Here is an 11948-nt window from a genome sequence, read left to right on the forward strand (position 1 = left end):
ATGTCGCGCTCAAAGCTGCGCCGCGTTACGCACAAGCTCGAACACCTTGTTGTTCTCGATCACGCCATGAAAATTCTCGGCGCCGCGGCCGATCGCACCGAGAAATACGTCGGTGCCGCCATGCGTCTCATTGCCTTTATCCATGCGCACGACCGCTTCCTGCCGGTAGTCGTCGGCGCCCGTTACCGCGTCGGTGAGATTCGTGCCCGCGCGGCTGCCCTGCACGCGGTTCTCGCCGTTGCCAAAGCCGATGATCGTGTACGGCGCGCCGTCCGCATCCTTCGCGATCGCGCCGGTCTGGTAATTGCGCAGCACGCCGAGCACGCCAGGCTTGCCCGCTTCCGTCTTGCCGGTGCGCGCCGCGTAGCCGTTCAGCACGAGCGTGTGATCGTGGTCGGCGGTGGCCACGATGAGCGTGTTCTTCAAATCCGGATCAGTCTTGCGCACTTTGTCCAGCGCCGCTTTGATCGCGTTGTCGAACGCAACCGTATCTTGCAGCGCGCGCTTCGCGTTGGTGTCGTGCAGCGCATGGTCGATGCGGCCGCCCTCGACCATCAGAAAGTAGCCCTTCGCATTCCTTTGCAGCACGTCGAGCGCGCGCGTCGTCATCTCGGCAAGGCTCGGCTCCTTCGTCGCGTTGCGATCGAGGTCGTAGCTCATATGGCTCGACGTGAACAGGCCGACGAGCTTGCCGCCCTTCGTCGCATCGGCGGCAAGCAGTTCGTCGCGGTTCTGCGCGAATGCATAGCCTTTCGCCTTCAGCTCATTGACGAGATGGCGGCCGTCGGCGCGCTTGCCGCCCGCATCCTTCGGCACGAAAAATTGCAGGCCGCCGCCCAGCACAACGTCGACGCCGTCGGACAGCGCCGCGTTGTAGCCCGCGCCGCCCGGCACGAGCTGCGCGGCGATGTCGTTTTCCGCATCGCGGTGGCAGACGTGCGCATAGGTCGCGGCCGGCGTTGCGTGCGTGACGCGGGTGGTCGTGACAACGCCCGTCGCCATGCCGTTGGCCTTCGCGATCTCAAGCAGCGTTTTCGCGGATTTGCCGTTGTTCGTCCCGCAATTGCCGGTGAGATTCGCGCTCGGCTCGACCGCCTTGGTGTCGGGCGTCATCGAGATCACTTCGTTGTTGGTCTTCACGCCCGTCATATACGCGGACATCGACGGCGCGCTATCCGTCACCTGTGCGTCGTTCGAATAGGTCTTCACGAATGCCGTTTCAGGCAGCGTGTCGAGCGTGAGCGCGCCGTCCTCGCCGAGCGCATAGATGCGTGCGGCGGTCAGTGTGGTGATCCCCATGCCGTCGCCCAGGAAGAAAATCACGTTGCGCGCGGCCGTTTGCGTGCCGCCGCCCGGCGTACCCGCCTGGGGCGAATCATCGCTGCCGCAGCCCGCCGCCGCGAAGACGCTCGCGCACAGGAGCGCCACTAATCTCACTCGCTTCATTTCGGTTTCCCGTCGTCGTGTTGATTGCTTTCAGAATCGAAAGGACGATACGGGGGCGATGTGACGCGAATGTGAATGTTTCTGAAAGATGAAAGAATGCCTGATGAAGGCTGGTGTGCGGGCGCGCGGCATTTGGCGCAGTCTCGGCGCGCGCTTCGGCCGGCTTGCCCATCCGTTTAGCCAGTCATCCGGATATCTGCGTCGAGCGGGCGAGTGCGCGATTGCCGGAACAATAAAGAAATCACGCCGCTGGTTTCGACAGCGAGAATCAACCTTTGCCAAGCAATGGTTTAATTTTCTTTAAATCAACAACCAATAGGAATTAATTCGATTTCTGTTGGCATTTTATATTTGAAGAGCGCCAGCCATCGATGCATTCAGCCGGCGCTCCCGTTTCGTCATATGACGACTAAATCAACGATATTCCGTCGATGCCGGCATTAAAACAGAGCCGGCTTGACTTCAAAGCCGTCGATCGGCATCGGAAGCGTACTGATCCAGCCATAAGGATAATCGGCAATGATGTCCGAGATGATGCCAGGCAAGGCCGAGATGATGCCAGGCACATTCCAAGCGCCGCCCGACACTGCCTGGATTTCGCCTTCAACGAGATCGACCATATTCATTACGCTCTCCTGTAAATAGTAGAGATTTAAAATGATGCTTTCTCCATAAGATATGAAGAAAGCGGTTCGTAATATATCGGTCGCCGAAGGATATTTATGTTATTTTCCTTACATATTAAATATAAAAATATAATTTACCTTTCATCGCCGCACTGAGATCCGGACAAATAGCAAAATATATCGGCACAATAATGTCTCGATTCAAGACATTGCCAATTTCAGCGCACGAATACCCATTCGGGCTCGAAGAGGGACGGCCCGTTTAAATCATCTATTCCGCCGTCACGCGGCACGGCGGTTGGCGGCGCGGGGGCGACGCATCGCGCCCGCGCATCACTGCCCGAACGGCGAAACCAGCATCGCGGCAACAGGCTTGCTCTGCGTCTTCGGCGCCGTCAGATTCGCTTGATTCAACACGCCCGCGAGGCGCACGCCCGCACGCCGCAGTTGTAGCGACACATCGGCTTCGGCGGTGCTCACATAGCTGCTCGACAACACATAAACGCCGCTGGCGTTCGGTTGCGGCAGCTTGCCGTACACATCCTGCTTCGCCACGCCGAACGCCTCCAGCGACCAGTCGCGCGGCGTCAGCGTTTGCCAGTTGGTCACGTCGGTCGGCGTGATTTGCGGAATCAGCTTCAACGCGATGTCGTCGGCGCTGGTGCCGAGTTGCGTGATGAAGGCCGTGTCCCAGTACGAATGCAGATTGCCCGACTTGAAACCGGTCGCGGACACGTGCTTCGAATTTCCGCCGCTATCATTGTCATTGCTCGAATGCAGCGGCTGATGTTCGTCGCCGACGAAATGAAGGATGAATTGCAGCGCGAGCAACCGTTCGGATGGCGAAGTATCGGGCGCATTCAGCTCCTTGACGAATTGATCGATTTTGTCGACCACGCACGCCTGCGCCGGCCCCTGCGAGGCCACCGTGTTCAAAGGCAACGGCGGATGGCCGAAACACGCGGCATCGATGTCGCCCGTGGCGATTTCGGTATCCACATAATGCCACTGCGAAGTGTTCGAATGCGACGCGCGGTACTTGTCGGCCCAGGTCGCTTCGCTCGCGATATCGGTGGCGGTCAGGCCGCTCGTGTCGGTCGCGAGAAGCGCGTTGACGGCGGTGCGAGTCTGGTCGGTCAGGTAATGATCAGCGATCTTCGCGACGACTTCATGCCCGACATCGCCCCACGCAAACGCGCTCGTCGCAGCGCCAAGGAGCGCCGCGCTCGCCACGCCGTTGCGCAGAATTCGCCAGCGGCACGCGCGTTGGATTTCGTCGGCATCGCGAATACTGCGTTGTTTTTTATATTCGTTCTTTCCTCTCGGTTCTCTCATATGGCCCTCTCAATGGCATTGCTCTCGGCTTATCTTAGATTGATACGTATGACTAATTTATTAATTCCGCCTCGAAAACCGATGGCGAAATAGAGTCACGCGTCGATGACAACGCCCGCCGTAACCTGGGAAAAAAGCGCCGCACAGGTTCAGCAACTTCGCCGGCGCGGCCTGCCGCGCAGACTTGGCAATCAGCATGCGGCGCGTGCGGCAGCCGGGAAATCCGGATCGTCGATCCAATCGATATCGCCGCAAAGCACGCATAGCGCATCGTCGACGCGAATCGCGGCCGACAACGTCACGCATGGCAGCGCCTCGTTGATGGACAGATAAGGCCGTGTCACATGCACGCGCCCCGGCTTGGCGATGGCACTGCGGAAATACGGGCGTCTCAGCCAGTTCGCGCCCTGCGCGTCGGCAAGCGGCAGAAAGCGGGTCTCATGCGATGCGCGGTCTGCGCGCAGCATGACATTGCGCCCGGCCTGCCGCCCGCGCTCGTCGAGCAGGAAGCAGCGCGCGGCGTGATCGAGCGCGAGGAAATTCCAGCAGACTTCGTCGAGCGGCTCGCCTGCCGCCAGGCGCTCGGCCGCGCGCTCGAACGCGCGCAGATACGGCGCGAGCCGCTGCGTGTCGCGCCGCTCGCGCGCTTCGGTCTGCTCGCGAAAACGCTCGGTCAGCTCGCCGATACAAGCGCACGCCACCGCACCGTCCGGCAGCCCCGGCGCGGGACGGCCGAAGAAGTAGCCCTGCACGAAATCCGCTTCGCAAGACAGCGCGATCTGCGCTTCGTGCTCCGTTTCGATGCCTTCGATCAACACGAGCTTGCCCGCCTCATGCAGCAGCGTGACAAGCCCGTGCAGGACCGCGGTGACGCCCGTGCGATGCTGCGCGTGCGACAGCATGATACGGTCGAGCTTCACGATATCCGGATTCAATTGCCAGATTCGTTCGAGATTCGAATGGCCTGCGCCGAAATCGTCGAGCGCGATCAGAAAACCTTGTTCGCGCAACCCGCGCACGGCTTCGGCAAGCCGCTCGAGATCCTCGGCGCGCTGCTCGATCACTTCGAGCACAACGCGCCGCGGCGAAATGCTCAACCGCTTCAGATTCGCGAACAGCGCGGCGGCCTGAAACGGATCGGTCAGCACGCCGGGGGCCACGTTGAGAAACAGCCATTCGCGCTGCGCGCCAAAACGCGAGAAGTTTTCGAGATGGAGCGCCTGCGCGAGCCGCTCGACCTGCGTGGCCTCGCCGTGGCGCGCCGCTTCGCCCAACACATCGAGCGGCGATACTGGGCGATCGAGCGAATCGTGCGCGCGCAACAGCGCCTCGTAACCGACCGCGCGCATATGGGACAAACTGAAGATCGGCTGAAACACGCTCGTCAGCGTGAGATCGTGATGCTGCGCGGCAACGCGCGCGAGGCCCGAGGTTACCTCTGCTTCGAAGCGGTATGGCGACGCGGCAACCGGACGCTCCTGTTGAACCGTGATCATGCAGCAGCCCTCCGCACGACGAAAACATCGGCAGGCAAAATACGCGACTCGCGGATTGTCATAAGTGGTCCTCGGTTGTTTGATCTTAGTTTTCGCCTAGCGTTAAGCAAGCTCCGTGCTCAGCTTGGCTCCCTCACGCGGGTGACGGGCTGGCGAACATGCATTGCCCAGGCTGGGCCGCCACGGCACTCCGCCTGGCGTATGCGGGCAAGACGTCGCAATAGGGCCGGCAGCGCACGTCCCGCCGATGTTGAAGGGCCGGCCGCCAGAAAAGGCCATTTATTCGCGGGAACAAGCTCCGGAGAACCCGACACCGAATATTTCGGTCCCCAATCTATTGGCATGCCTATCGACGGAGCCGGTTCGCACCATTACGGTGCGAACCGCGCCGCAGCGTTTACCGTCGTGCATCTTTCATGCGCGTTACACTGCGTACCGTTGTTTCCCCGTTTCGCATACCGATGGAAATTGTCTTCACAGTTCTGATTTTGTTGCTCGCCGTGGCGCTGTCCGGCGTGATGACGCGCGTGCTGCCGATGCCGCGCCTGCCGTTGCCGCTGATCCAGATCGCCATCGGCGCGGTGCTTGCGTGGCCGAAGTTCAATCTGCACGTCACGTTCGATCCCGAAATTTTCATGCTGCTGTTCATTCCGCCATTGCTGTTCGCAGACGGCTGGCGCATTCCGAAGCGCGAACTGTATCTGCAGCGGCGCGCGATCCTGATGCTCGCGTTCGGCCTCGTGTTCGCGACGGTGCTCGCCGTCGGCTATTTCGCGCACTGGCTGATTCCCGGCATGCCGTTGCCGGTCGCGTTCGCACTCGCCGCCGTGCTGTCGCCAACCGATGCGGTCGCGCTGTCGGGTATCGCCGGCAAGGGCCGCATCCCGCCACAGCTCATGCATATCCTCGAAGGCGAAGCGCTGATGAACGATGCATCGGGTCTCGTCGCGCTGAAATTCGCGATCGCCGCCGCGCTGACCGGCATGTTCTCGCTGCGCGACGCGGCAATCAGCTTTGTGATCGTCGCATCGGGCGGGCTCGTCGTGGGCGCGCTGCTCGCATGGCTATTCAGCACGCTGTCCACACGCTTTCTGAACGCATCGCAGGAAGGCGACCCCGCGCCTGGCATCGTGATGACGCTGCTCGTGCCGTTCGCGTCGTATCTGATTGCCGAGCACCTCGGTTTGTCAGGCATCCTATCGGCTGTCGCGTCCGGGATGATGATGAATTACACGAGCTTCTCGCGCAGCAGTACCGTCGCCGCGCGGGTGCGCGCCGAAAGCACGTGGGCGATGATCGAGTTCGTGTTCAACGGCATGGTGTTCATCATGCTTGGGCTGCAATTGCCGCATATCATCGGCCGCGCGCTCGTCGATGCGCACCAAACGAGCGACATGCTCGTCGGCATGATGATCGGCTATGTCGCGGCGATGCTCGTCGCGCTGTACGCGATCCGTTTCACGTGGGTCTGGCTGCTGCGCTGGATCGCGAGCCGCCGCGCGGCGAAGCACGGCCTCACTGGCACGATGGCCGGGCTGCGCACGATCGCGGTGATGACGGTGGGCGGCGTGCGCGGCGCGATTACGCTTGCGGGCGTGCTGTCGATCCCGGTCGCACTCGCCGACGGCACGCCGCTCGCCGGCCGCGATACCGCGATCTTCATCGCATCGGGTGTCATTCTCGGCTCGATCGCCGTGGCGGTGGCCGGGCTGCCGCTGCTGCTGCGCGGCGTGCGCCCGGCGCACAATCCGCATGCGCACGAAGAGCGCGCGGCACGCGCGGCGACGGCCCAAGCGGCAATCCGCGCGGTCGACGCGACGCACGACGCGATCGCCGCCGATCTCGATGAAGCCGCCGCCGCGCGCTGCGCGGACGTGACCGCGCGCGTCATGGATCTGTATCGGCGGCGCTTGTCCGCCTATGCCGGCGACGGCAAGGCACCGCTCGACGAAGCCAGGCAGTCCGAACAGATGGAACTGCGGATGAAAATCGCCGCGCTTCGCGCGGAACGCGCGGCACTCTACCGGCTACGCGGCGAGCGCAAGATCGGCGATGAAACGCTCGCCAAGCTGATACGCGAGATCGATCTGTCGGAGGCCGCGCTGTCGACGCGCAAGAAAGGTATCGTATGACCCGGCCGGTGGCGAAAACGCGCGCCCGCGTTTCCGCCACCGGTCATTGCGCGTTCAAGACGTCAGGATTTCGCGACGACAACCGGAATTCCGCGCAGCGCCCCCGCGCCCTTGAACGTGTCGAGCGCACGCGTGACGGCGGCACTGGTGGCCGCCTCGATCGTAAGCCGCGCGGCCAGTTCGCGTTCCGTGCGCTTCACGCCTGCAACGTTCGCGAACTTCACGTGCCCGTAGCCGCGCGCCTTCGCATGCAGCTCGGCAAGCCGCACGACCGTGTCGGCCGTCTGCGGCGTGAATGCCGCGAGCGCCCGGCGCATCGTCGTCTCGTAATCGTCGGCGAACGCGCGCTCCATCTTACGCTCGAGCGTGCGGCCGAACGGATCGAGCGGCGTGCCGCGCAGGCCGCGCACGCGCGCGAGCATGCCGAGCGCCGGCCATAGCCATTGGCCGAACGCCCGCTTGCGCGGCGCGCCGCCGTCCTTGCCGGCCTTCGCGATCGCGGGCGGCGCGAGATGGAACCGCACACGGAAATCCTTGCCCGCCACGCCTTCGAACTGCGCCTCGAGCGCCGCGCGGAATGCGCCGTTCGTATAAAGCCGCGCGACCTCGTATTCGTCCTTCACCGCCAGCAGCCGGTGGAATGTCGTCGCGACCGCACGGGCGACGCGTTCGTCGCCCGTCGCGCGCGCCGCATCCACCAGCGCGCGATAACGCTCGGCATAGCGCGCGCCGCCATAGGCGGCCAGGCGCTCGATGCGATCGGCGACGAGCGCATCAAGCGTGAGCGGCGGCAGCGGCTCGTGCACCGGATGGCGGGCGTTCCACAATGCATCGAGGCCGGCCGCATCGCCCGCGACCATCCGCCCGATCGAGAACGCGAGCTTATTCATCGGCACTGCCACGCCGTTCAACTCGATCGCGCGCATCATCGCGTCGAGCGACACCGGCACGTTGCCTTGCTGCCACGCAAAGCCGAGCATCAGCACGTTCGCGCCGACCGTATCGCCCAGGAATTTCGTCGCGAGCGCCTGCGCGTCACATCTCGTCAGGAATGCATCGCCCGCCGCGTCGCGCATTTTCTCCAGCAGCGCATCCGCATGCAGGCTCGCATCCGGATCGCGCACGAACGCCGCGTTCGGAATCGCATGCGTGTTGACGACGATCCGCGTGCGTGCGCGCCGCACCGTTTGCAATGCATCGGCGCTCGCGCCGACAACCATATCGCACGCGAGCAGTACATCGGCCTGCTGCGTATCGATGCGTGCCTGATTGAGCCACACGGGCGACGACGCGATCCGCACGAACGACAGCACCGCGCCGCCCTTTTGCGCAAAGCCCATGAAATCCAGCACCGAAGCGCTTTTGCCCTCGAGATGCGCGGCCATGCTGACGAGCGCGCCGATCGTCACGACTCCCGTGCCGCCAACGCCGGTGATCAGCAGATCGAACGGTGCGGCATCGAGATGCGTCGCCGGCCGCGGCAACGCGTCGACGCGCGCGGCGAGCGCCGCCTCGTCGAACGCGGCGCCGGCCGCCTTCTTGAGCTGCGCATGCTCGACTGTCACGAAGCTCGGGCAAAAGCCGTTCACGCAGGAAAAGTCCTTGTTACACGACGACTGATCGATACGCCGCTTGCGCCCGAGCGCGGTTTCCACCGGTTCGACCGACAGGCAGTTCGACTGCACGCCGCAATCGCCGCAGCCTTCGCAAACCGCCTCGTTAATGAAGAGCCGCCGGTCCGGATCGGGATATTCGCCCTTCTTGCGGCGGCGGCGCTTTTCGGCCGCGCAGGTCTGGTCGTAGATCAGCACGGTAACGCCCGGCGTGTCGCGCAGCTCCCGCTGCACCGCATCCAGCTCGCTGCGATGATGAAACGTCGTGCCCGCCGGAAACTGCGCGTGATGCCCGTCGTACTTCTGCGGCTCGTCGGACACGACGACAAAGCGCGACACGCCCTCCGCCTCGACCTGCCGCGCGATCTGCGGCACCGAGATGCTGCCGTCGACGGGCTGCCCGCCCGTCATCGCCACCGCGTCGTTATAGAGAATCTTGTAGGTGATGTTCGCGCGGGCGGCCACCGCCTGCCGAATCGCTAGGATGCCTGAATGAAAATACGTGCCGTCGCCCAGGTTCTGGAACACGTGGCGCGTGTTCGTGAACATCGCGTGCGCGGCCCAGTCGACGCCTTCGCCGCCCATCTGAATGAGGCCCGTCGTGCCGCGCTCCATCCACGACGCCATGAAATGGCAGCCGATGCCTGCTTGCGCGACCGAGCCCTCCGGCACGCGCGTCGACGTGTTGTGCGGGCAGCCCGAGCAGAAATACGGCGTGCGCCGCACCGCGTCGGCATGGTTCGACAAGATGCGCGGCGCAACGAGATCGACCACGCGCGCGCGTCTGTCGAGCGCGGGCTTGTGACGTGCGAGCCAGTCGGCGAACACCGGCAGAATCCGCGACGGCCGCAACTCGCCCAACTCCGGCAGCAGCGGCGCGCCCGATGCGTCGCGCTTGCCGATCACCGCGGGCCGCGCCTCCGGCGCGCGGTTGTACAAATGCTCCTTGATCTGCTGCTCGACGACTGGCCCCTTCTCCTCGATCACGAGCACTTCGGCAAGGCCGTCGACGAACGCGTCGAGCCGCGTCGTCTCGAGCGGAAACGACAGGCCCACCTTGTAGATCCGCACGCCGGCCGCATCGAGATCGGCAACCGTCAGATCGAGCCGGCGCAGCGCCTCCATCAAATCCAGATGCGCCTTGCCGCAGGTAACGATGCCGACGTTCGCGTGCGCGCTCGCCGCGATCCATTTGTCGATGCTGTTCGTGCGCGCGAAGTGCCTGACCGCGCCAAGCTTCGCCGCCAGCCGTGCTTCGATCGCGAGGCTCGGCAGATCGGGCCAGCGGTTGTGCAGCCCGTCCGCGGGCGGCACGTAATCCACCGGCGCGGGCCAGCGGGTGGCGAGCGTGTCGAGATCGACGCTCGAGGCCGACTCAACCGTCTCCGAGATCGCCTTGAAACCGACCCATGCGCCCGAGAAGCGCGACAGTGCGTAGCCGTACAGGCCGAATTCGAGCATCTCGCCGATATTCGCAGGATTCACGATCGGCATATGCCACGCGATCATCGCGAAATCGCTCTGATGCGGCATCGACGACGACACGCAGCCGTGATCGTCGCCCGCCACCACCAGCACGCCGCCGTGCGGCGACGCACCATACGCGTTGCCGTGCTTGAGCGCGTCGCCCGCGCGATCGACGCCAGGGCCCTTGCCATACCACATCGCGAACACGCCATCGACGGTGCGCTCGGGGTCCGCTTCGACACGCTGCGTGCCGAGCACGGCCGTGCCGCCCAGCTCTTCGTTGATCGCCGGCAAAAAGCGCACGCCGCCCGCGTCGAGCAGCTTCTTCGCCTTCCACAATTGCTGATCGACCATGCCAAGCGGCGAGCCGCGATAGCCGCTGACAAAGCCCGCGGTGTTCAGGCCCGCATCGGCGTCGAGCGCGCGCTGCATCAGCAGTATGCGCACGAGCGCCTGAGTGCCGGTCAAAAAGATGCGCCCGCGTGTGGCGCAAAGGTTGTCGCTCAGGCGATAGTCGGCGAGCACTGGAGGGCTGCCGACAGGCAGGCGTGCGTTCATCGTTGTCTCCTCGGAATCCGTTTCCCGGCTGTCGCGTGCGCCGGATCTGATGCGAGTGGCCGCGCGCTGACGGCGCACGGCCCGATGAACCGTATTCTTTTGCGTCAATAGAAGAATGTTTTTGCTCATCTCGCGAACAAATCGCGTTAAAGCAAAAAACTATTCTCGCTTTGCCGTTATTTTGAGGAGAATCTCGCGAAGCGCGCCGGTCACTGGTCAGATCGGCCGCACGATGTCAGGCGGCGGCGGCGAATCCGGCGTGAGCGGCTCGATTTCGTCGAAGTACGAATAGTCGATGTGAGTCATGCCGTCGACCACGCTCATGATGTCGACGTAGCGGTGGTGCCAGCGGATCGCGTCGTGCTCCCACGCATGGCGCGCCTGCATCACCTGCGCAGTGGTTTCGTCCGAGCCTTCGATCATCGCGAGGATCATCGCGCTGCCCGCCGCGAGCGATTCGGGCGTCTCGCCGCGAAGCGGGCTCGATTCGTCGATCACATGCATCAGGTTCCAGCCGAGCAGAAAGATCGGATGCTCGCTGCGCACGAGCTTCAAATCGTGGATCTTCATCAGCGTGTAGCCCTCGGGCGAACGCTCGCGCCGCATCAGCCTGAGCTTCGCGCGCGCCTCGGCAATCACATTCTGCCGCGCGTTCGCCGCACGCACCATCAGCGTCAACTGGCCGTCGAGCGGGCGCACGACCGCATGGCGCGCGAACAGGATCTTCGCGCGCGGCCGCGCGAAGCGTGCGAATACGAGGCCCGTGGCAAGCGCGATCCCGGACATCCCGGCAAAGATCTCGAGCGTCGCAACGCAGTGCGCGTAGACCGTTTGCGGATGCATGTCGCCATAGCCGACTGTCGCGAGCGTCTCGACGCTGAAAAAGAATGCGCCGGCGAAGCCCGGCGGCGATTGGTTCGCGATCGGCGCATCGCCGAGCGAATAGAGCGTCGCGAAAATCGCGTTATTCACCAGGAAAATCGCCGCGAGCGCCGCAAAAAACGCCGGCCAGCTCACCTTGAGCGCCCAGTAATAGAGATCGCGCCAGCCTTCGACCGGCATGCCGTGCGCGATCACATAGCGCGTGCCGGACCAAAGCCGGCGGCCGCCGCGGCGCGCCGCGCTTGCGCTCGCATCGGCCCCCGTGCCTGCGGAACGATCGGAGGAGCGCTCGGAGGTGGAATCGGAATTCATCGCAATCTCGCCGAGTAGAGTGCGGCGAGCGTAGCACGTGAAGCTTCCGATCCCTTTGCGGCGACGCCGCGCTCGGGCGGC

At 63.9% G+C, this 11948-nt stretch carries 8 protein-coding genes; 2 read left to right on the forward strand and 6 right to left on the reverse strand.

Going from position 1 to position 11948, the window contains the following annotated elements; all coding sequences use genetic code 11:
* Window positions 1-9: 9 nt before the first annotated feature.
* Complete coding sequence (locus WS68_RS19605) at window positions 10-1446, reverse strand: alkaline phosphatase (protein WP_059572332.1); 1437 nt, start codon at window positions 1444-1446, stop codon at window positions 10-12.
* 88 nt (window positions 1447-1534) lie between these two features.
* Between WS68_RS19605 and WS68_RS27870 the strand changes: the two genes are divergently transcribed.
* Window positions 1535-1750: a hypothetical protein gene (locus WS68_RS27870; RefSeq protein WP_156429583.1), complete on the forward strand. Its 216-nt coding sequence runs from the start codon at window positions 1535-1537 to the stop codon at window positions 1748-1750.
* A gap of 136 nt (window positions 1751-1886) precedes the next feature.
* On the opposite strand, the gene WS68_RS19610 is transcribed toward WS68_RS27870, so the two are convergent.
* From WS68_RS19610 to WS68_RS19620, 3 genes are all read right to left on the reverse strand, one after another.
* A complete protein-coding gene (locus tag WS68_RS19610; RefSeq protein WP_156429584.1) occupies window positions 1887-2072 on the reverse strand; it encodes a hypothetical protein in 186 nt (61 codons plus the stop codon).
* A gap of 333 nt (window positions 2073-2405) precedes the next feature.
* Entirely contained in the window at window positions 2406-3407 is a 1002-nt protein-coding gene (locus WS68_RS19615; RefSeq protein WP_059572334.1) for a S1/P1 nuclease, read from the reverse strand.
* A 191-nt stretch (window positions 3408-3598) separates the two neighbouring features.
* Window positions 3599-4903, reverse strand: a complete 1305-nt coding sequence (locus WS68_RS19620) for a sensor domain-containing phosphodiesterase (RefSeq protein WP_059572335.1) — start codon at window positions 4901-4903, stop codon at window positions 3599-3601.
* 461 nt (window positions 4904-5364) lie between these two features.
* Here WS68_RS19620 and WS68_RS19625 point away from each other — a divergent pair, with 461 nt between their 5' ends.
* A complete protein-coding gene (locus WS68_RS19625) occupies window positions 5365-7035 on the forward strand; it encodes a Na+/H+ antiporter (RefSeq protein ID WP_059572336.1) in 1671 nt (556 codons plus the stop codon).
* A 62-nt stretch (window positions 7036-7097) separates the two neighbouring features.
* Here the strand turns inward: WS68_RS19625 and WS68_RS19630 are convergent, their stop codons facing one another.
* A complete protein-coding gene (locus WS68_RS19630) occupies window positions 7098-10673 on the reverse strand; it encodes an indolepyruvate ferredoxin oxidoreductase family protein (protein WP_059572524.1) in 3576 nt (1191 codons plus the stop codon).
* Window positions 10674-10889: 216 nt separating this feature from the next.
* Window positions 10890-11867, reverse strand: a complete 978-nt coding sequence (locus WS68_RS19635; RefSeq protein ID WP_059572337.1) for an ion channel — start codon at window positions 11865-11867, stop codon at window positions 10890-10892.
* Between the last annotated feature and the right edge of the window lie 81 nt (window positions 11868-11948).

It is taken from the genome of Burkholderia sp. TSV86 (genome assembly GCF_001522865.1).
Taxonomy (GTDB): Bacteria; Pseudomonadota; Gammaproteobacteria; order Burkholderiales; family Burkholderiaceae; genus Burkholderia.

Excerpts from the sequence above, each read along its gene's own strand:
- WS68_RS19625 (WP_059572336.1), top strand. The coding sequence starts at position 5,365 with ATGGAAATTGTCTTCACAGTTCTGATTTTGTTGCTCGCCGTGGCGCTG.
- WS68_RS27870 (WP_156429583.1), top strand. The coding sequence starts at position 1,535 with ATGAAAGAATGCCTGATGAAGGCTGGTGTGCGGGCGCGCGGCATTTGG.
- WS68_RS19635 (WP_059572337.1), bottom strand. The coding sequence starts at position 11,867 with ATGAATTCCGATTCCACCTCCGAGCGCTCCTCCGATCGTTCCGCAGGC.
- WS68_RS19610 (WP_156429584.1), bottom strand. The coding sequence starts at position 2,072 with ATGAATATGGTCGATCTCGTTGAAGGCGAAATCCAGGCAGTGTCGGGC.
- WS68_RS19620 (WP_059572335.1), bottom strand. The coding sequence starts at position 4,903 with ATGATCACGGTTCAACAGGAGCGTCCGGTTGCCGCGTCGCCATACCGC.
- WS68_RS19615 (WP_059572334.1), bottom strand. The coding sequence starts at position 3,407 with ATGAGAGAACCGAGAGGAAAGAACGAATATAAAAAACAACGCAGTATT.
- WS68_RS19605 (WP_059572332.1), bottom strand. The coding sequence starts at position 1,446 with ATGAAGCGAGTGAGATTAGTGGCGCTCCTGTGCGCGAGCGTCTTCGCG.
- WS68_RS19630 (WP_059572524.1), bottom strand. The coding sequence starts at position 10,673 with ATGAACGCACGCCTGCCTGTCGGCAGCCCTCCAGTGCTCGCCGACTAT.